Annotated in this window: 21 protein-coding genes and 1 tRNA gene; 8 read left to right on the forward strand and 14 right to left on the reverse strand. The window is 34.5% G+C overall.

Annotated elements, in window-relative coordinates:
* Nucleotides 1–241 precede the first annotated feature (241 nt).
* Nucleotides 242–1,252 (reverse strand): methyltransferase, encoded by a 1,011-nt coding sequence (locus tag HPY74_13880; GenBank protein NSW91735.1) that lies wholly within the window; start codon nucleotides 1,250–1,252, stop codon nucleotides 242–244.
* Between the two features lie 77 nt (nucleotides 1,253–1,329).
* Nucleotides 1,330–1,406, reverse strand: a tRNA-Pro gene (locus HPY74_13885).
* A 232-nt stretch (nucleotides 1,407–1,638) separates the two neighbouring features.
* On the opposite strand from HPY74_13885, the gene HPY74_13890 reads away from it, so the two are divergent.
* The 3 genes from HPY74_13890 to HPY74_13900 all read left to right on the forward strand — a co-directional run bounded on the left by HPY74_13890 (nucleotide 1,639) and on the right by HPY74_13900 (nucleotide 3,910).
* Nucleotides 1,639–2,514, forward strand: coding sequence for a hypothetical protein (locus HPY74_13890; GenBank protein NSW91736.1), 876 nt, complete (start codon nucleotides 1,639–1,641; stop codon nucleotides 2,512–2,514).
* A complete protein-coding gene (locus tag HPY74_13895) occupies nucleotides 2,468–3,142 on the forward strand; it encodes a hypothetical protein (protein NSW91737.1) in 675 nt (224 codons plus the stop codon). The genes HPY74_13890 and HPY74_13895 overlap by 47 nt, the downstream gene beginning before the upstream one ends.
* 72 nt (nucleotides 3,143–3,214) lie before the next feature.
* Nucleotides 3,215–3,910 (forward strand): SDR family oxidoreductase, encoded by a 696-nt coding sequence (locus tag HPY74_13900; protein NSW91738.1) that lies wholly within the window; start codon nucleotides 3,215–3,217, stop codon nucleotides 3,908–3,910.
* 98 nt (nucleotides 3,911–4,008) lie between these two features.
* Here HPY74_13900 and HPY74_13905 read toward each other — a convergent pair whose 3' ends face one another.
* Both HPY74_13905 and HPY74_13910 read right to left on the reverse strand, forming a co-directional pair.
* Nucleotides 4,009–5,091, reverse strand: a complete 1,083-nt coding sequence (locus tag HPY74_13905) for a Gfo/Idh/MocA family oxidoreductase (GenBank protein ID NSW91739.1) — start codon at nucleotides 5,089–5,091, stop codon at nucleotides 4,009–4,011.
* 131 nt (nucleotides 5,092–5,222) lie between these two features.
* Nucleotides 5,223–5,369 carry a hypothetical protein gene (locus HPY74_13910; GenBank protein ID NSW91740.1) on the reverse strand — a complete coding sequence of 49 codons (147 nt, stop codon included), beginning with the start codon at nucleotides 5,367–5,369 and terminating at the stop codon, nucleotides 5,223–5,225.
* A 266-nt stretch (nucleotides 5,370–5,635) separates the two neighbouring features.
* Here HPY74_13910 and HPY74_13915 point away from each other — a divergent pair, with 266 nt between their 5' ends.
* The gene (locus HPY74_13915) at nucleotides 5,636–6,040 is read left to right on the forward strand and encodes a hypothetical protein (GenBank protein NSW91741.1); all 405 of its coding nucleotides are present in this window, start codon (nucleotides 5,636–5,638) and stop codon (nucleotides 6,038–6,040) included.
* 57 nt (nucleotides 6,041–6,097) lie between these two features.
* Here the strand turns inward: HPY74_13915 and HPY74_13920 are convergent, their stop codons facing one another.
* The 3 genes from HPY74_13920 to HPY74_13930 are packed head-to-tail and all read right to left on the reverse strand — an operon-like array spanning nucleotide 6,098 to nucleotide 7,879.
* Nucleotides 6,098–6,859, reverse strand: coding sequence for a hypothetical protein (locus HPY74_13920; protein ID NSW91742.1), 762 nt, complete (start codon nucleotides 6,857–6,859; stop codon nucleotides 6,098–6,100).
* Nucleotides 6,860–6,866: 7 nt separating this feature from the next.
* The gene (locus HPY74_13925; GenBank protein ID NSW91743.1) at nucleotides 6,867–7,598 is read right to left on the reverse strand and encodes an amidohydrolase; all 732 of its coding nucleotides are present in this window, start codon (nucleotides 7,596–7,598) and stop codon (nucleotides 6,867–6,869) included.
* A gap of 56 nt (nucleotides 7,599–7,654) precedes the next feature.
* Complete coding sequence (locus HPY74_13930; protein NSW91744.1) at nucleotides 7,655–7,879, reverse strand: aspartyl-phosphate phosphatase Spo0E family protein; 225 nt, start codon at nucleotides 7,877–7,879, stop codon at nucleotides 7,655–7,657.
* Nucleotides 7,880–8,145: 266 nt separating this feature from the next.
* On the opposite strand from HPY74_13930, the gene HPY74_13935 reads away from it, so the two are divergent.
* Complete coding sequence (locus HPY74_13935) at nucleotides 8,146–8,334, forward strand: ferredoxin (protein NSW91745.1); 189 nt, start codon at nucleotides 8,146–8,148, stop codon at nucleotides 8,332–8,334.
* A gap of 98 nt (nucleotides 8,335–8,432) precedes the next feature.
* On the opposite strand, the gene HPY74_13940 is transcribed toward HPY74_13935, so the two are convergent.
* Nucleotides 8,433–9,200, reverse strand: a complete 768-nt coding sequence (locus HPY74_13940) for a DUF72 domain-containing protein (GenBank protein ID NSW91746.1) — start codon at nucleotides 9,198–9,200, stop codon at nucleotides 8,433–8,435.
* Between the two features lie 207 nt (nucleotides 9,201–9,407).
* Between HPY74_13940 and HPY74_13945 the strand changes: the two genes are divergently transcribed.
* Nucleotides 9,408–9,851, forward strand: coding sequence for a hypothetical protein (locus HPY74_13945; GenBank protein ID NSW91747.1), 444 nt, complete (start codon nucleotides 9,408–9,410; stop codon nucleotides 9,849–9,851).
* A 214-nt stretch (nucleotides 9,852–10,065) separates the two neighbouring features.
* Here HPY74_13945 and HPY74_13950 read toward each other — a convergent pair whose 3' ends face one another.
* The 3 genes from HPY74_13950 to HPY74_13960 form a co-directional block, all read right to left on the reverse strand.
* Complete coding sequence (locus HPY74_13950; protein ID NSW91748.1) at nucleotides 10,066–11,304, reverse strand: hypothetical protein; 1,239 nt, start codon at nucleotides 11,302–11,304, stop codon at nucleotides 10,066–10,068.
* Nucleotides 11,305–11,706: 402 nt separating this feature from the next.
* Nucleotides 11,707–14,397 carry a hypothetical protein gene (locus HPY74_13955; protein NSW91749.1) on the reverse strand — a complete coding sequence of 897 codons (2,691 nt, stop codon included), beginning with the start codon at nucleotides 14,395–14,397 and terminating at the stop codon, nucleotides 11,707–11,709.
* Between the two features lie 2 nt (nucleotides 14,398–14,399).
* Nucleotides 14,400–14,765, reverse strand: coding sequence for a BlaI/MecI/CopY family transcriptional regulator (locus HPY74_13960; protein ID NSW91750.1), 366 nt, complete (start codon nucleotides 14,763–14,765; stop codon nucleotides 14,400–14,402).
* Nucleotides 14,766–15,668: 903 nt separating this feature from the next.
* Here HPY74_13960 and HPY74_13965 point away from each other — a divergent pair.
* Complete coding sequence (locus HPY74_13965) at nucleotides 15,669–15,866, forward strand: hypothetical protein (GenBank protein ID NSW91751.1); 198 nt, start codon at nucleotides 15,669–15,671, stop codon at nucleotides 15,864–15,866.
* A 332-nt stretch (nucleotides 15,867–16,198) separates the two neighbouring features.
* Here HPY74_13965 and HPY74_13970 read toward each other — a convergent pair whose 3' ends face one another.
* From HPY74_13970 to HPY74_13980, 3 genes are all read right to left on the reverse strand, one after another.
* Nucleotides 16,199–16,660: an MGMT family protein gene (locus HPY74_13970; protein NSW91752.1), complete on the reverse strand. Its 462-nt coding sequence runs from the start codon at nucleotides 16,658–16,660 to the stop codon at nucleotides 16,199–16,201.
* A gap of 84 nt (nucleotides 16,661–16,744) precedes the next feature.
* Complete coding sequence (locus tag HPY74_13975) at nucleotides 16,745–17,179, reverse strand: hypothetical protein (protein ID NSW91753.1); 435 nt, start codon at nucleotides 17,177–17,179, stop codon at nucleotides 16,745–16,747.
* A 91-nt stretch (nucleotides 17,180–17,270) separates the two neighbouring features.
* Complete coding sequence (locus HPY74_13980) at nucleotides 17,271–17,654, reverse strand: helix-turn-helix transcriptional regulator (protein ID NSW91754.1); 384 nt, start codon at nucleotides 17,652–17,654, stop codon at nucleotides 17,271–17,273.
* 556 nt (nucleotides 17,655–18,210) lie between these two features.
* Here HPY74_13980 and HPY74_13985 point away from each other — a divergent pair.
* Nucleotides 18,211–18,720, forward strand: coding sequence for a hypothetical protein (locus HPY74_13985; GenBank protein ID NSW91755.1), 510 nt, complete (start codon nucleotides 18,211–18,213; stop codon nucleotides 18,718–18,720).
* The last annotated feature ends 179 nt before the right edge of the window (nucleotides 18,721–18,899 follow it).

An 18,899-nucleotide genomic window follows, 5' to 3' on the forward strand; every position in this document is an offset into this window, starting at 1 on the left:
ATTTTATCATTTCTATATCTTCAGGACTAAATGTCCTACCTGAAAATGTTCTATTAGTATTGTTCATGACTTGATTACCTACCTCCCCCAAGTCTACTATACAATACTAATCTTGTACGTGTCCAACTCGGTTTTGCGAAAATATTTTTTTGCTACTCTCTATAACTCTTGTTTTCTCTTTCTTTTAAATTCGTGCTTCATCTCTGAAGATAACTTTCTGAAGGGTAATTTCAAAAACATATCAATACTTATCCCATTCATTAAAAACTGCCATAATATTTTCCTTGGGAACGTTTTTACCCCATTCACACTGGGCAATTACCCCAGTCCTTTTTTCTTTCAGTAATGCTTTTGCCACCCGTTTTACTGCATTTCTAACATCCTGTTCTGTTCCGAAGGGAAGAATGTGCTGCCTGTCAATTTCACCCCAGAATGTAACCTTTCCAGCATATAGTTTACCTAGTTTTTCTATATCCATGCAAAATAATTGGGAATTTATAGCATCTATACCTATTTCAATCAGGTCAGGATATATTGATTCTATATTTCCATCAGAATGGAAAAATACATACTTTCCTTTGCTGTGTAAGATGTCGCAATAATCCTTGTAAAGTGGCTTATAGAACTCCCGCCATAGGTCAGGTGAAATAAGTAAAGCCTTCTGTGTCCCCCAGTCATCCATAAAGGAAACACCATCCACATCAGTATCTGCCCACATTCTTATTTCTCGTATGTAAAATTCGTGGAGCATTTCTCTTAATTTATAAACTTCTTTTACACCATATGCTAAATCCATGAACAGCCTCTCTGTACCCCTTAAAAATTGCATTCTTTCAAAAGGCCTTATTTCTGTACCTGCAAGCATGAATTTATCAGAATTTCCGCAGCTTGAATTTACTTGTGAAAGGTCTGCCTTATCGAGCAACTCCCATGGCAGCTTATAGCTATCAAGCTGGTTCCAGTCAGCCAAAGGATATTCCTTTACCTCGCCTATAACCCCCGCTTCCGCAACATGCCAGACACACCCCCAGCTATCAATATACCATCCTACTTCACAGGGATCACCTTTGCAGCGTTTACCCGCCCCGTATTTAAAAACAGGACTTGCAATATCGTCAGGGAATTTTTGCCTAACTTCAGAAAGTTCCTCTTCACAATACCTGGACACATACGGTAGAACCCACAAATTTCTTGGAATTCTATCAACCTCTTCATTATTCAGGGTCTTGATCATCCTTTCTCTTGAATCCATAAAAACCTCCTTCTGCAAAATAAAAAAGAGGCTCACATTCAATAAACCTCTTTTTCTATTCACATCAGAATTTTACCTGGTCGGAGCGAGAGGACTTGAACCTCCGGCATCATGGTCCCAAACCATGCGCTCTACCAAACTGAGCTACGCCCCGCAAACAAATAATAACATAACATAATGCATATAGTCAAGTAATAATTTTTTTGTAAAATATAATGGTTTAAGTTAAGTAGTCATTTGCAAAAATGTGTCAACTAATGCAAACTAATGTTCTTGAATAATTGTAAATATTAATTGTATAATGTATAATGGATATGCAAACAGTAAATTTGCAGAAATGATAAAAACGTGCTATAGAATAGTTTTTGATAAAGGAGCAGGTGCCTGTGTTTGCTTCTGGCTCTGCAGGACACAGTCCATTAAGAGAGGGAATAAAGATGATATTTATGTGTACATCCATGTACTGGGAAGCACTTCCTTTTATAAAACAATTAAACTTAAAAAGGGATTTTAAGTCTCACAAATTTGAAATCTTTAAAAATGAGGAAATAATATTGATTATTACGGGGATAGGCAAGGTAAAAGCTGCCGTTGCCGTTACCTATTTATTTTCAAAATATGAACCGGAAGATTCCGATTTATTTATGAATATTGGTGTATGTGGCACTAAAAATCGAAATATAGCTATAGGAACTGCATTTTTTTGTAATAAGATTATAGAGAATGATACAAAAAGGACTTTTTACCCTGATATGCTTTTTAAGCATACTTTTGAAGAGACCAGCGTTGAGACTTGCTCTTTGGTAATCAATAAAGAGGATATCGAACTTGAAGGCCAATTGGCGGATATGGAAGCTTCGGGGATTTATCAGGCAGCTTCAGTGTTTTTGCAGCCCCATCAAATTTCTTTTATAAAGGTAGTTTCAGATTATCTAAATGTTGAAAAGTTAAGTAAAGATAAGGTTTCAGAATTAATTGAAGACAAAACTGTACAAATCATAAGTTGGATGAATGAAGTAAAGCTTGGATTTTCATATGAGCGAAATATATTGTCTCAGAAAGAACAAGAAATATTAAATCGTGTGATAAAAAATTTGAAATTATCCTATACTATGGGAATGCAATTTAAACAGATGGTTACATATTATAAGCTTCAATACGGTGACTTTACAGACCTTATAAGTATGTATATAGATGCAGAATGTGGATCTAAAAATGAAGGGAAGAGATATTTTGCAGAAATTAAACAAAAACTTGTTTAATCCTTGTTTTTCACATATATACATTGAAAAGAAAGCGTTAAATCATCCAAATACAAAGAAAATATTAGAGCATTTTAGGGAAGCTGAAATTATTGAGATTAATCACTATAAGGATGTATTTTCCAGAAGTAACCAAAATTATAGCTTGCATAAGAACAGCCTTAAACTAATCCTTGCAGTAAAAAAGGAAAAATTAATTTATAATGGGGCTCAAGTTTGTGAAGATTTTGGGAATATTCATTTTTACTATACTTCAACTATGATGAATTGTATATATGATTGTGAATATTGTTATCTTCAAGGAATGTACACCACAGCCAATATAGTTATATTTGTAAATATTGAAGATTTTTTTAGTGAGGTTGAAAATCTTCTGAGAGAGCATTCAGTATATCTTTGTATTTCTTATGATACAGATATTTTAGCCTTTGAAAATGTAATTGGTTACGGGAGAAAATGGATTGATTTTGCTAAAAAACATGAGAATCTGAAGATTGAAATAAGAACAAAAAGTGCTAATTTTAAGGCTATAGAAGATATTGATGCCCAAGAAAATGTCATTTTAGCGTGGACGTTATCACCGGATAAAGTGTATGTAGCTATGCTGAACAACTATCGGAAAATATGATTTCATATGTTTATGAGATTACAAAAAAATATATGCCGGAAGAAAAAATATACATTTGAAAGGAAGGGTAATATGAAAGCAGCTGTTGTTACAGGAGCTTCTTCAGGAATTGGGCTTGAGATAAGTAAAGTTTTAATAAAATTAGGGTATAAGGTTTACGGAATAGGGAGGGATTTTTCTAAAAGTAATATTAAAAATGATTATTTTGTACCGGTGGTATGTGACGTGATGAATACCCCGGTCCTTTGTGAAAAAATAAAGGAGATAAGAAAAAATGAAGAAGTATATATTCTTGTAAATAATGCCGGTGTCGGCTATTTTGGACCTCATGAGGAGTTGAGCCCTGAAAAAATTCATGAAATGGTTGCAACCAATCTTGAAGCACCACTTATAATAACTCAGTTGCTCCTTAGAGATTTAAAGAAAAATGCAGGTTTTATCATTAATATATCTTCTATCACTGCTAAAAAATCCAGCACCTACGGCTGTGTTTATGGAGCTACCAAAGCGGGACTTACGCATTTTTCCAACAGTCTGTTTGATGAAACAAGAAAGTATGGAGTAAAAGTAATTGCCATACATCCGGATATTACTAAATCCAACTTTTATAGAAATGCCGATTTTAAAGAAGGAGATCTTCCTGAAAGTTATATTACACCGGAAGAAATAGCCGGGGCTATTAAGATGGTATTAAATCAAAGAGAAGGGCTTGTTATTACAGACATTACTTTAAAACCTCAAAAGCATATGATTCAAAAGAAAAAATAGTTTAAGGTAATCTCCTATATACCTTCTCTTCTTTTATCCATGGAAAACCTGCTAATCTTATTAGTGGTTCCATATACGAGCTAATTTATGATAATTTTTTAAACTACGCTAACTTTCTCTCCTCTCTCCGATGACTTGTATACAGCCAGCACCAAGTCAATAGATTTTCTTGCTGATCTGCCCGGTATATAAGGTTCTCTATCCTCAAGTACTGCAGAAATAAAATCCGATACAATATAAGAATGGCTTTCCAAATCAACATTTGCAGGGTCTGATGAAGAAGATACAACCTCCCCTTCTTCCCCATCAAGCATAATTTTTATAACCTCATCGCCTGTAGCTGAACCACAGTTATCTTCTTTGGACTGTCGCATATATAGGTACGTCTTTCCCTCTGCATAAACTATTGTACCTTTTTCAAATTCAATTCTTATTCTGTCGCCTTCAGGAGCGTTTTCAGGGACATTAGAAATTGTAGTCCCCATAAGGACACCCTTTGCTCCATTTGTAAACTCAAGAATGGCCATAGCCGTATCTTCAACTTCAATATCCCTTAACATGGCCTCTGCAATCCCATATACACTCTTAACATCGCCGGCAAGCCAGCACATTGTATCAATGGCATGAATTCCCTGATTCATAAGGCACCCGCCTCCATCAAGCTCTTTTGTCCCTTTCCAATTGGAACTGGTAAAATACTCCGGAGACCTGTAGCCCCTGTACTGGCACTCAACAATAGTCATTTTACCAAGCCTTCCGCTGTCAATAATCTCTTTTGCCTTTCTCAACCCGCTCCTTGTCCTGTTCGGAAACACACAGCCCAACTTTAAATTATTGTCTTCAGCAGTCTTAATCATTTCAGACATAACTTCACTTTTAATGTCAAGGGGCTTTTCACACAATACATGCTTTCCATTCTTTAAACATTCAATAGTATGTATCCCGTGCAGCCCGCTTGGTGAACATACACACACTGCATCAATATCCTTATCTGCAGCTAGTTCTCTATAGTCCATATAAACTTTCTTTGCACCATACTTTTTTGCAAACTCTTTTGTCTTTTCAACACTACTGTGGCCGCACACAGCCACAAGTTCAGCCCTGTTGTCGTTTAGGATAGACCTGGCATGAAAATGTGCTATCATTCCGCATGATATTATACCAAAACGAACTTTTCTCATACTATCCACTCCTTAATATGTATTACACTTATTAAGTGAACTACTAAGTAAACTACATCGCTAATGATAATTTCACCTTTTCACCTCGCTTTCTACCCATATTAATATTATATTTTTATTTTATTTATCCATCAAGTAGTTTGCGTTTCATCATTTGTATTACCGTCAGCCCAGGCCTCAATTGCATTATTGTTTGCATAAGAACAGTCATTTTCTTCAAAGTAGTTGCCGGTAGACATCCAACCATTCAGTACCCTTATAAACAGGCCGTTAATCACTTATCGTCCTTTTATAAAGTATTATAAAGCATTTTGACGGCCTCAAAAATAAGAAGAATTACAACTGTTGGTGCAATACTTATATATACTTTTTTAAGTCGTCAAGATTTTACGGATGCATTTTTAGAAATGTGTCCGGTGATAGTTATAAAAACAATCGACATTAATATTAATTTAATTAGTAATATTTAGTAATATTATGATATAATACTATTAGGTCTTAATCATGTAATATTTTGGAAACTACTAATAAAATGGAGGTTTATATGAAAAAGAATTACAATTATTCAATAGACAATAAGATAATTATAAACTGCGTTCACTGCCTTAGTAAATTGAAAGTGCCCCTGGATAAAGGTAAAATACTAGTTACTTGCCCTGTATGTAGAAAAGAATTTATTTATAATCCTAATTCAATTATTCATACGCTTAAACAGATTATCATACTTATGAAATCCTTACTTCTGGGCGCTAAAAATAAATTTCCACTACTCAAGGGCAGGATTAAGGGTATTTTTGTAAAAAACAAAAAGAAGGTTGTTATTTCAATTTTTATAATTCTTATTATACTGTTCATATTGATTTTGTCATTATTTCTAAAATTACCAGATAAAGACGATAAGAACATGCAAGTGAAACCAGGGCCGACAGTCATTCTTAATATGCCGTAAGTAACCCATTTTTCCATATAGATCATGGAAATACCTCCTCCATAGCTTCTTTTGTCCCTAGTTAAATAGGCTTTTAAAATTATTATAGAATATATCTGCCTTTAAAGACGCATCTATTTCTGCTTTTTCTATTAACAAAAGTGAACTTTTTAGACAATAAAGAGGGTGGTTTGAGCCATATAAAATTTTGTTATGATTAATTTCCTTCAGCAGTTTTTCTGTAACAAACAACCAATCTTTTAGTCCCGATACATCAAAAAACACATTTTTGCGGGAATTAATTATGTCTTTAATTGCCACAATTTCCCCAACCCTTATACTTAATAAAACTACCTTATTTTCAGGATATTCCATTAAGAAGTTGGATAAATCCCTGGCTTCTATGGACTTTTGCTGTAATAGGTAGTCAAGGCGTTCATCATCCATCCTCATTGTGAGAAAAAGGGGTAATTCCTTTTCGGCCAACAGGCTGCATAGTTTTTGTAAGCATTTGCTTTCCAACTTGTAACCATGATAGCCTGGGTATATTCTCACACCTTTAATATCAAACAGCTCAATACCCCTTTTAATATCACTGATGAATCCTGGGAGTTCAGGATTAACCGTAAGTACATGTTTATATTCTGTACCTTTAATAATTTCATGAAGGTCTTGGTCACCCTCAAAGGGGTCATTGTAGAATATACTATCAAGAGAAGAAATATAACCGTATTTAATTCTATTTATTTCATGGACTTTCCTTAAATCTTCAAAACTGTTTTTGCGAATTTTTCTAAAAGGCCAATGTCCCAACAGGCAGTTAATATCTATTTTATACATTTTATCATCACCCCAATACCTTAATAGCATTTTTATAATATATAAGCTCCTTTTCTTCAGGTGTCAAATTTGCTTCTTCTATTTGACCAAGGTTTACCAGGTAAGAGCCGGGCATGTCGGTACCAAATAGAATTCTTTCTACACCAATTTGTTCAACTGTGTAATCTACATCATCTCTTCTAAATATAGAACCTGAAATATCCACCCACACATTCTTCAAATCACGAATAGCTTTAATGCCATGGTAAGAATTCCCTCCTAAATGAGCCATAATAATCCTTGCTTCAGGATATTTCCGGGCTAAGTTAGCAGTATTTGGTCCTGTTGTTTCAAACTCTAGCTGGTTTATTGTCTTTTTAAATGCATGGACAAGTATGGGTACATTGTATTCTATACATTTTTCTACAAGGGGAAAAACCAAAGGGTCGTCACAGTAGGTTGCAACCCACAATTTCATACCGGACATCCCATACTCTTCAATACCTTTTTTCAAAACATTGATACTATTATCATGGACAGGGTTTACATAGCAAAATCCTCCTATATGCTCAGGATACTCTTTCATAAATCTGTACGCTTCATAATTAAGCTCACTGATTTCATCCTTGTCAGGATAATAGCTTCTTAATCCGGATATATACACTTTGCTGATGTTATACATTTCACAGGCCTTAATTATTTCCTTTTTGTCCGTCTCATATCTGTCTGCCCATATGTGGGCATGTATATCTATTATCACTATGAATACACCCCCCAGGTAAAAATATCTTTGATTCTTTTATTATATCACATTTATTATATCTTATCATTGATATCATCGGGATGATTATTAGCTTTGTTATTTTGGTTATTATTACACTTTTGTCTTATTGCCATTTCGTACTCGTTAAGTGCTTCGTCCAACTTCTTGCTTGCAGAAATAACTTCAGAGTCAAGTAAATCCTGCTTTTCATCAATTAACTGTGTTAATTTCTCTTTTAATTCATTTATTTTTAAAATTATATCCTGTAATTCCGACATTAATATTTTCCTCATATTGTACTTTGTTTGTAACGAGTCATACGGAACAGTCGTTTTTTGACTCTCTACTTTTTCGTACCTATATTTAAATTTCTGTAAAAAGTAAAATTATATGTGTGGTATATTTTGCCACTTTAATTAAAAAATTTTGTATAATTTACGTTACTAACTAAACTTTTTGCATATAATACAATAATTTCGTTATCCAAACAATTTATTGGGGAAAAATAAAATATACTGGATTAAAGGAAAGAGAGGTGATTGATTTGAAAGCTTTTGTAGATAAAGATAAATGTATTGGGTGCGGACTATGCGAATCATTATGTCCTGATATTTTTAAAATAGAGGATGACGGGTTAGCTGTAGCCATAGACGAAGAGCTCTCGGACTCAGACCTCGATTGTGCAAAAGACGCCGAAGCCCAATGTCCGGTAGAAGCCATTTCAGTAAGTTAACTTTTAATCTATGAGGATACCTTACCTATAGTGCTTAGTACTTATTTGTCGCTTTGAACAAAAGGTCCTGCCGTTTAGCCGGACCTTTTGTTATTTTCTCATGTGTGTAAAAGTGCCCTTAAAGCCCTGGCATTTTCAACCGCTTTTCCCAAGGGGTGGTTATTAAAGGAAACAACTGTTATATCCGAATTGTTTTCAAGCTCTTTTATTTTTGTAACCCATTCTATCAGCTCACTTTTACTGTAAAGATAATTATACCTCTCTGATCCTTCACCGCTATACCATTTTTCAGCATTTTTCCCATGCATCCTAAGGTATGATATCCTGGAAGTAATTGCAATCACACTTCCTATTAATCCCCTTATGTTGGGCCCATCTACACATACAAAACCCATCCCTTCATTTTTCAAAAATCTCATTACTTCTTTATTAACCCAATTATGGTTTCTAAATTCCACATTAATTTCCAACCCGCTAAACCACAGGCGTAAATTTTTTATATGTTCAATATTTTCACGTGTGTAATGAAAAGAATAGGGAAACTGTGCCAGAAGACATATAAGCTTATTGCTTTCCACCAGGGGTTGAATTGCATATTTAAACTGTCTTGCCTCATCAAAACCAAGATTTCTCTCATGGGTAAATCCACCAAATATTTTCACGGAAAATCTGAATGTCTTCGGTGTTTTCTTGTTTATGCTCTCGAAAAGCCGTATAGCAGGCATATGATAGTATGTAGAGTTAATTTCAACAAAGTTAAAATGTGTTGAGTAGTACTCCAACATGGAGTTTGGTTTTATATTATCAGGATAAAAGGAACCTATCCAATCCTTGTAAGAGTAACCTGCCGTACCAATATAAATCATCAAATCTCTCCTATTTTCTATTCTTCCCTATTTTTATAATCCTATTATATTCTTAATTAAAATATTGTCAAATTTGTGTAAGCCATTGGCCATTAATTATCCATTAATTATCAAGTTGTTTGACAAATATCAAGAAAGCTAATACAATTAGATTATGAGTATAGTTGATATTAACAAGAATCCCTAATAAGCTGAATTACAGGCTATATGCTGGGGAGACCTGGTATTGAAGTTAATGGGAAGGTGAGGGTTATATCAAAGGTAAGAGTAGCCGGAGCTAGATATACTTTAGTATTATTAATACTTGTCATATTATTTATATTGCTTCAAATACTGGTATTCCATGACAATAACCTTAAAAATAAAAAATTCTACATGGATAAACTGGCTATTGCAAATATTGAAATGGATCAAGCTACCTTATTTGCTGATTCAGAAGTGTGTAAAAAGAACTTGAGGTCCATCGTTAACAGGGTGTATATTTTACTTTTTTTGGAATATAATTTTTCCATCATTCTAAATTCTATTGTTTCACACAAAGAATTATTAGTCGATATAAGAGAAGAAATATTCGGCTTTATTTTGGCATACTTTTCTGAAAGCAAGTATAAGAGCATCTACACATACACATACACATACACATGCTGTTAAACTTCTATTAGTATTTCAAATGTTTATGTACCTAAAAGGGGGTGATTGTGTGGGTGCTCTTGAAATTACTATAATTGTTGTTAGTGCAGTTTTCATAATTGGTTCTTTGGTAATCAGCAATATTATTAGTGGAAAAGTTGAAAATGATAAAAAACCCGATAATAAAAAAACCAAATAGAAGTGAGAGGATAATTTCCTCTCACTTCTATTTGGTTTAATCTTCACAAACCCTTTTTGCAATGTTTGCCCATTCCCAAAGCCTTTGGGGTTGATAGCGTATAGTGCTGACATCCTTGAGTATGAATTCAACAGGGCACCCATATTTTCTACATATGTCCCTGGTTTCTCTTAGATCCTTTTCGACTACTTCCGGCTCCCATTGAGTCCCTGCGAGGAATGCAGGACTGGGCTTGCGAGAGAATACAAAATCTTTTCCGATACCCTGGGCTCCTCTTTCGACATTAACCCAGGGGCTCATTGATACTTTCCTTAGATTAGGAATTTTCCTTACAATGTCCATTTTACCATCCAGCGGGTCACAACACCCGTAGTATACAAGGCCAAACCTTTCAAACCACCTGTTACAGTAATCCAACTCAAACTCTTGATGCATTTCAGGTGATACTGTGGAAAACACCTGTGCCAGTCCAAATGTCCAAAGGTCCTTGGCCCTCGGTTTTTTTGGGTTGAAACCTGGGGCCGGGAGTTCATCCGTATACGCACCCGTACAATGTATTGTAGTCTGGCCATAACCAAGAAGACCCTGCTCCTCAAGCTGGTCAAGCATTGAAAGGTAAGCAGTCGTAAGCCTGGACATCAGTTTATGCATAAATTCCGGCCTATCAATAAGATCATATAGGATATTTTCAACCCCCTTCCACGTACTTATAAGGTCCCAGGAATGGTTGTTAGGAAAGTATCCCTGCAATCTTATGTCAATAATTCCATCAAGCAGTTCATGTGCCATCTCCAATTTTTTCATAGTTGCTTCTTTATCGTAGCGCACCTGGGGAATTCTGATTTTTTCCAGGTCTTCTTCAGTCTGTAGCTGGTCTACAAATTTATGACTGACTACGGAGTTCATTGGATCGGTAACCAGGGTGTGTTCCTCAACCTTAATACCGAAGTCCGTCCCATAAATAACCTTGTTTACCTCTACATAGGATTCAACCACCATATCCGCAGGCATATGCTTCCATAAATAAAGTATTCTTCGAAAATGGTTTTCCAACCATCTGCAGAACTCATTCTCAGATTGGACCTCCAGTTCACCGTCAACATCCATTTCATGCCACGGTAGCTGGTCTATCATTACCATAGGCCTTTCAGGTCTTAAACCATTAAGGGCCCTCCATAACCTCCTTTTTTCCTCCTGTATTGGTAAAGCAGCAATTTCCGCTACTTTTTTTCCAAGTTCCCTGACAATTTGTATATCTTTTTTGCTAAATGTCATATTTATCTTTCCCCCTATAAGCTTCATATTGTAAACAATTAATACATTAATATCATAACACAATTATATCTTGAACCTTCCACGACTAAAGTTGCGGGATTCTTGAGAAGTTTGGTTATGCTACCCTTGCTTTCTTTCTATATTATACTTATATTTTATTTATTCATCAAGTAGTTTGCCGTTTCATGAGCGCATTTTCAAATTTTGAAGAAAATGCGCCCCCGTTTCATCTCATGACTGAAATCATAAGTATTGAAGTGTAATGCACCGGTTGATAAATCCGGATATGTACTTAAACTTGCCTAATATGAATATGCTACTCCCTCTGGCCTATTCCACGTCCATTTAAAGAATAATTTCTCTACTTCAGTAGCAATAATATAAGCAAATGAAACATGCCTATTATCTTATACTTATACCGTTGTCATTATCCTGTACCTCTATCAATTCAACTCGTTCTCCTGTAATCCTGTATTTCCAATAACTAACTGGCTGAACACCATTAATTTTGATATCCCAGATTTTTGTCAAGAGAATAGAGTATTGCCCCTCCTTCTCCTTTTCACATTGAGTTTTCAGTATGCACCGGATTTTGACCCCCGGATATTTTCCTCCTGCATTAACCAGTATTTCTCTTGTGCCACACCAGTCCGGGAATTCATTCCTCATTGAAGTAACAAGATATATCGCCCTGGCAGCTTTTTCATCCATTCTTTCTTTAATTACACGGGACATTACCTGGGTATCTTCTCTGCCAATCTCCTTAAGATATCTTTGTGCTTTTGTCACCTGCATATCCCACAATTCTTTGCTGGTTGTTTCATCACCATTAATAACAGCTTCAGCTAAATCTTTAGGGAACATTTCACGTATAGACTTTTCCCACATTCCGCCATCCATGGCTCGCCTGTATTCAAGTACTTCATATTCTCCATTCTCTTGCTTTTTCAATTGCATTCTAACCGGTTCACCACTTACCCCTGATACCACTGTAAATATACCATTTTCAAAACCAAACCAATGGAATCTCACCTGCATATAAACATTTATTATCCCGTCTTTTTCCTCTGTTCTATATATCTTGTGTGCTTCTATCGCTTTCTCACCCATCAGATATGCCCTTCTGTTTATTGAAAGAATGCAGTTAGTTATAACATCCTCCATGTTTTTCATGTCCGTATGTGCAGGTAAAACAAGTTTTGGCTTGCCGGATGTATCCTTAAATAAATCATAATCGGCATCAACTATGTGGAAGTCAGCATCCTTCTTAAATGTCCCATACTTGTAAAACCAATCCCTGCCGCTTCCAGTCCCAATACCTTTTTGTTCATCATAGATGCTCAGTATTTTCGCACATGCAGCTGCCATAATATATTCCTTCAACCCATCCTCATTGCTCTTTGCAAATATATCCATCATAATGTCCAGTGCAGGTTTTCCCATGGCAACAAGCTCAGCAAAAGCCTTGCTGTCCTTTAAATAGCTGACGTAGTCGTATGAATTTGATGATGCCAAAGGTGCATTTTTCATTATTTCTTCCAGAAGCATATCAACGTCTGTATCATCTATTTTTGATTCAAAATTTAGCTTGCCTGTTTCTTTTAATACATTATAAATTCTATTATCATTCCTTATATCAACTGAATGTTCATACTCTACCGGATAACCCAGGTTAATTGAAAATGGCTTTTCCATTATATTTATGACCGGCAGTTGGGTAGAAATAGATGATAAACTAGTCCAAAAAGCACCTATGTAAATTCTTTCTCCATCAACAACTACTACAAAAGGAATTCCATTGACAGGAACACTAGGAATCCTGTTCAAGACATCTTCACTTGTTTCAAATGAATGTTCAGACCAGTTATAAGACTTTATATCTTTCTCAGTAATAATGGGTGTATCTTCTAATTCCAGATTATTTATACCCTTCTCAACGGCAACTTTTGTATCTGCATCCTTTACAAGATAAATCGCAAACCTACCATTAGAATTCTGGTTTTCATTTACCTTTGGAATTACTGCATTTTTATTAGCCTCTCTATATTGCCCATTGGTTAACAGCACAATACCGAAAGCAATAAGAATGATAATAGCTGTAGTGCCTAACCAGAACCCAGGTTTTTTGAAGTTCATTATTCCCTTTATCCTACTTTTGATATTGCTTTCACCAAAAGCCAGCAATCCGCCGTTTAAGAGTACACCCTGATTTACAGCAAGCTTAATTAGTGATGCTGCATATTCGCTCCTTATATCATTATTACATACCGACAAAACCTTCTCGTCGCATGACATTTCCATATCCTTCTGAGATAATATAAATCCAAGCCATATTACAGGGTTAAACCAATGTACACATAAAGCTAAAACCGATAATGGCTTTATAATGTAGTCAAGTCTTTTTACATGCACAAGTTCATGTGTAATGATATGCTTTAACTCTGATTCATTGCAATTTTGTGCAAGAGCTAACGGCAGTACGATATGCGGTTTAACCAGGCCACACACAACAGGAGTATGTATCCTGTCCGATGTATAGATTTGAACTTTCCGCTTTAATTTTAACTTCCGGGTGCACCCAGAAACTAAACAGTTGTTCTTGTATAGAATGGCTGTTTTAAGCCTTTGCCATGTGTGAAAATATGCAAACATGCTGAAAGAAAACAAACCTACTGCACCTATAAGCCATATGCATGAGGCAAGAAATGTTAGCACCTGTATTGGATCAACTGATGCTTCGGGAGTTGCCGCAGGAAAAGAGCTACTTACATCATTACTTAACGCTTCATTAGCGGTTTTCTCTTGAGATATGCTCCCATAACCTGTAACATATAGGATATCATTATCCCTTCCATGATATTGTGGGATTTGAGTCATTATTACTTCAGCACCTGGTATTATATTAAAAATACTTAATACTGATGTAAGGGAAAATGGAATAAGTAGCCTTACAAGTACTATTACCCATAAAGCATAACTAAAAATTCGAGGCAACCTATTTTTAAACATTAGCCTGAAAACTATTATCAAAATAGCTGCAATTGAAGCAGTAATACTCATGCTAAGTATAGCAGTAAATACATCGTAAAGCATTCTCATTCCCCCTCTTTATACTTTTCTACTATTTTCTTAAGTTCTTCAATTTCATCCTTACTTAATTTTTCTTTCTGCAGGAAGGTAGTAAAAAATAGCTTTAAAGAGCCATTATAAACTCTATCTATATGTTCCTCAGTTTCTGCCCGCATGACTTGTTCCCGGTTTATCAACGCATAAACCACAGCATTTTCGTTTTTTATCGCTCCACGTTCACACAACCTCCGGATTACAGTATAAGTAGTTGATTTTTTCCATCCAAGCTCTTCATTTGCAAGCTTCACCAATTGGGTACTCGCTACGGGTGAATGCTCCCAGACGATATTCATAAACCTGTATTCTGCATCAAATATTTTAATCTGTTCCATTAGTAAACCTCCCTAAGTTTAATCCATTAAACCCGTATCCAGTTTAACCTATTAAACCTCTATTGTCAATTAAAACTTTTATTGTCAATTAAAACTTTACAATTTCAATAACATATAACAATTTTTATGTCCTGCTTATTTATTTTATTATAATATCATTTTTTATGAACCTTGCTGTGGATTATTTTCTAAAAGAAAAAATGGGGTATGCCCATTTATTTCCTCTTATTGTAAATCATTAAAATATAATGATATTATTATCATTCCGTATAGGCCATTTGTAAACTATAAAATTTAAGAATTGCATTAGAATGTTACTCCAAAATTTGTGAATTACTCTAAACTTAATAAATGTTTAACCCCAAACCTATAATATTTACATATTTTAAAATGCAGGTATACGCAAAAATAAGGTATTAATATAGTTGAGAAAAAATGTGGCTATTATAGCGAAAATGAAATAATATTGATAAATGATTTTCCTGATAAATTTATTCACATGTCAATGTATTTTATCTATTTAGATACAATTATCTTCTAAATTGTCGCAAAAAATGTTAGAATGGGTATGAAGGGAATAAGATTTATTTATAAAATTATACTGACGAGGATATACAATGAATGATTATAATGAATTGAAATTCATTTTATCAAAAATGAATCTTTTATTGGAAGGAGAGGATGTGCCTAAGCCCCTTGAATTGCATTAGATATTTATGAATTGATGAGGAATGCGGATAAAGCGTTGCTAAATAAATTATATGATGAAGTAATGCAAAGAAATGATTTGGATGAAAAAGTGAAACAAGCCGTCATGGTAAATTTTAAAGGATTAATAATTAACAGGTTAAGATAGTGCATTATTAGTTATTATTAATGTATGGATGTAAGGAGAAATTGGAAATGATATCTGTTATCAGTCATAATTGTAATGGGTTCATTAACCAAAACATGCATGATTCCAGAACTAAAATGTTGATGCCTCTGGCTTTACTGGTAAACGACGACATGTTAAAAAAATATGGCTTGCTGTCTGAGGAAGAATTGAAGTATATAATTGATTTTATTGATACTTATGGAGGTTTTAGAGTATATAATTAGTATTCCCTAGCCACTTTTCTTTATTATAAAATTCGGAGTTTGGCCCAAGGGAGTATAACTCTCCTCCTAAACATTTATAGTGCAAGTGCTATTTATTCTTCATTACCGTTTCTTAAAAAGCTTTGTCAAAGAATAACTCCATCTTTGTCTTTTTCTTTTAAAATCTGCCCGGCATCAAAGTCAATCTAATCTCTTTTGCAGTTTGTTATAAATTAACAATCTTTACCTTGTTGTCAATAGAGCACGCAATTTTCTCAGCAACGATACTCCTATGACATACTCTTGAGTCCTTTTCAAAACACATTTTGACGAGACTGATCTGCGTGTGCCACCTATTCAAGCTCGTACAGCTTATCCAATATATTTTTTACAAAATACCGTTTGCCCTTCCGTATTATTTCGTGACCTTCCATTTCAAGAAGCAGTTTTTGTTTGTCTATGCCGCCGGGAAATCTATCATTAAGCTCTCCATCTTTTTTAAGCGTTCTCCAATACGGTGTATCGTCCGTACCACGTTCAACAGAGGCATGTGCCGCAATATTTATGAATATCCCTGCAGTAAGTGGACATGTAAAATCTGCCCCATGCTTTTTGGCCAAATAATTTCTTATATAATCCGTGGTTATGACCTTTCCATATGGCACCTTTTTCATTATTTCATCATAAGCTAGCGGAGGGGCAATCAACATTTTTGTGCCGCCATATCGCGTAATCGTCATTGGGTCTGAAACCTCTATTACCTTTGGCATGTCTTTGCTATCGCGCAATTTCTCGTTAAATGATTTCTTTTTCATACATATCACTCCTCAATTCTTATTCGAGAATAATTTTCCAGGCGTAAGCGTTTTATTATTCAAATCCAATGTGTGGATTTTCATTTATTTTCTACTTTTAATTAAATTCAGAATAATATTTGCCGGAAATAAACGCTGCTTGAACAAAATAATCGCTGATAAAACTGCTTTAATTACCCCAATGATAAAAAATAAGATATGTGGGAAAGCAACAGTATTAAGCATTATACATTGAACAACAATCCAAATGACTAAAGCCCAACCAAAAACACTGCTTATATATCCTTGAAATTGTGGTTTAAATCTACACATTAAAGCACTGAAAATATTTCCGAGCCCAATTATGGTAAATAAAATAATACCAGGTATGAGATAATTTTTAAATGGAGAGTTTTTTAGCGCCTCAACTGTTATTCCAAGTGGTTCCTCTGGGTCAATAATAGCAGCCAAACCGCCAAATATAGCTCCTATTCCTACAAATAAATGTAAAGCAAATAATAAACGGTATATTCTCTTCATTTCCATTCCTCCGATTAATACACATATTCAAACAAATGTGTAGAACTATAATCCTTCCGATAATTCCATTATCAGGGATTTTCGATAGCCTTTAAAACAAGCGCATCTGCACGTTGTCTGCTATATCGTTAATTGTATTAATTCCTTTTGATACTTCCTTTATCTGCGTTGGCTTTAGCAATGGTGCTACAGACTTAAAATCCTCAATAGTTAATTCATTTTCCATTACATTACCCTCGATAATGTTTTCAATAATTTCTGAACTTTTGTGATTGCCTAAAATATCGTCAATGGAGGTATGAAAGATCTGTGCAATCTCAGGTAATTTGGAAATATCAGGCATCGTTACACCCCGCTCCCAGTTTGATACTGCTTGGAAACTTATATTAAGCATATCAGCAAGCTCCATTTGTGTTAGGTTTTTTTCTTTTCTTAACATGGCAATTTTTCTTCCAATATATTTCATATCAAACATAAGTAGTAACTCTCCTTTATCTTTATTTTACGTTTGAATGGTAACATAAAAATAAATCTATGTCTAACAAGTGTTACTTGAGTTAAAATATATTGTAACTCAAGCATGTCTTTATATTGAATACTAATCGTTAAGCTCATCTTAATTCTATAAGTCCATATAACTTTCTCTTCGCCGGACGTCCGGAAGCCCGTGCGTCGTCCGTGTGCTATATTTCAGAGAACGTCTCGCACTCAAGATGTGCCTGAGTTTACAGGTCAGATAGAAACCTTAGATAGCTCTTATCTTGGTTTCTGTCTGACCGACTTGGTTAGCGAAGGCATTTGGTGTGCTCCCTGGACTTTGGTTTCAGGGACCATTAATTGTTGGACTCAGACCTTGCACACCTTTACTTGAGTGCATTTGTTAGGTGTAGTCGCCACTCTTTAAAACCTAATTACTAAAATTTTCTACCCTTATTATATAACAAATATACAAAAGTTTCTATTGAATTATTACAATTTTATACAAGTTATGGTATTATAGTTGTAGTTTATTTGTGAAGGGAGAAGTAAAATTGAATATATACAAAGAAATGTGGGGTATTTCCAACATCCTTGATAGAATAAAAACACAATATGCGTCTGAAATTTTTGTTGAACAATTAAAATTTCAGGTTGAGCAACTCAGCTTTTTTTATGACTTTTTAGTAAAAAAACAAGGTAACGATCCATCAAAAACCTTCTATAGACCAAAAAAACGTCCAAAGGAACATCAAATTGCCTACTTTAATCTAACCAGAGGATTCCCAAAAGAATTATATGATGCTCATTGGTGCTATGTGTTTAAAGATTTTGGTTGTAAATTATTAATTATACCAACTACTTCTGTAAAAGAAGATTCAAAACCCTGTAATCCTAATTATGAAATGGATATTCATATAAAAAATTTCCCAAATGGCAAAACAAGTAGATTACATATTGATGATATAAGAGTTGTAGATTTGCAAAGACTAATTGTAGATAAGGGAATTTATGATATTGAAACTGACAGAAACGATATTAATGTTTTTTTGCAAAATCATTAAATATCGTTGACACTTAATAAGAAAAATAATATAACCTGACTTTGGTATCAGGCATTAAAAAATGGTGATAACTTTACAAAAATTGTAAGGCTGTTGCAACTGCAACAGCCCTTTTAAGTATCCGAAAATTCAAGTTATAGTTTATAGTTGAATATCGATTTTATTTGTGACTCTGTCAG

Source organism: Bacillota bacterium (assembly GCA_013314855.1).
Classification (GTDB): Bacteria; Bacillota; Clostridia; order Acetivibrionales; family DUMC01; genus Ch48.

Bases quoted from the DNA above. Each gene is read 5' to 3' on its own strand.
- HPY74_13955 (NSW91749.1), bottom strand. From the start codon at position 14,397: ATGCTTTACGATGTATTTACTGCTATACTTAGCATGAGTATTACTGCT.
- HPY74_13900 (NSW91738.1), top strand. From the start codon at position 3,215: ATGAAAGCAGCTGTTGTTACAGGAGCTTCTTCAGGAATTGGGCTTGAG.
- HPY74_13895 (NSW91737.1), top strand. From the start codon at position 2,468: ATGAAGGGAAGAGATATTTTGCAGAAATTAAACAAAAACTTGTTTAAT.
- HPY74_13965 (NSW91751.1), top strand. From the start codon at position 15,669: ATGATATCTGTTATCAGTCATAATTGTAATGGGTTCATTAACCAAAAC.
- HPY74_13980 (NSW91754.1), bottom strand. From the start codon at position 17,654: ATGTTTGATATGAAATATATTGGAAGAAAAATTGCCATGTTAAGAAAA.
- HPY74_13930 (NSW91744.1), bottom strand. From the start codon at position 7,879: ATGTCGGAATTACAGGATATAATTTTAAAAATAAATGAATTAAAAGAG.
- HPY74_13940 (NSW91746.1), bottom strand. From the start codon at position 9,200: ATGATTTATATTGGTACGGCAGGTTACTCTTACAAGGATTGGATAGGT.
- HPY74_13905 (NSW91739.1), bottom strand. From the start codon at position 5,091: ATGAGAAAAGTTCGTTTTGGTATAATATCATGCGGAATGATAGCACAT.
- HPY74_13945 (NSW91747.1), top strand. From the start codon at position 9,408: ATGCTGGGGAGACCTGGTATTGAAGTTAATGGGAAGGTGAGGGTTATA.
- HPY74_13920 (NSW91742.1), bottom strand. From the start codon at position 6,859: ATGTATAAAATAGATATTAACTGCCTGTTGGGACATTGGCCTTTTAGA.
- HPY74_13915 (NSW91741.1), top strand. From the start codon at position 5,636: ATGAAAAAGAATTACAATTATTCAATAGACAATAAGATAATTATAAAC.
- HPY74_13950 (NSW91748.1), bottom strand. From the start codon at position 11,304: ATGACATTTAGCAAAAAAGATATACAAATTGTCAGGGAACTTGGAAAA.
- HPY74_13960 (NSW91750.1), bottom strand. From the start codon at position 14,765: ATGGAACAGATTAAAATATTTGATGCAGAATACAGGTTTATGAATATC.
- HPY74_13970 (NSW91752.1), bottom strand. From the start codon at position 16,660: ATGAAAAAGAAATCATTTAACGAGAAATTGCGCGATAGCAAAGACATG.
- HPY74_13975 (NSW91753.1), bottom strand. From the start codon at position 17,179: ATGAAGAGAATATACCGTTTATTATTTGCTTTACATTTATTTGTAGGA.
- HPY74_13880 (NSW91735.1), bottom strand. From the start codon at position 1,252: ATGGATTCAAGAGAAAGGATGATCAAGACCCTGAATAATGAAGAGGTT.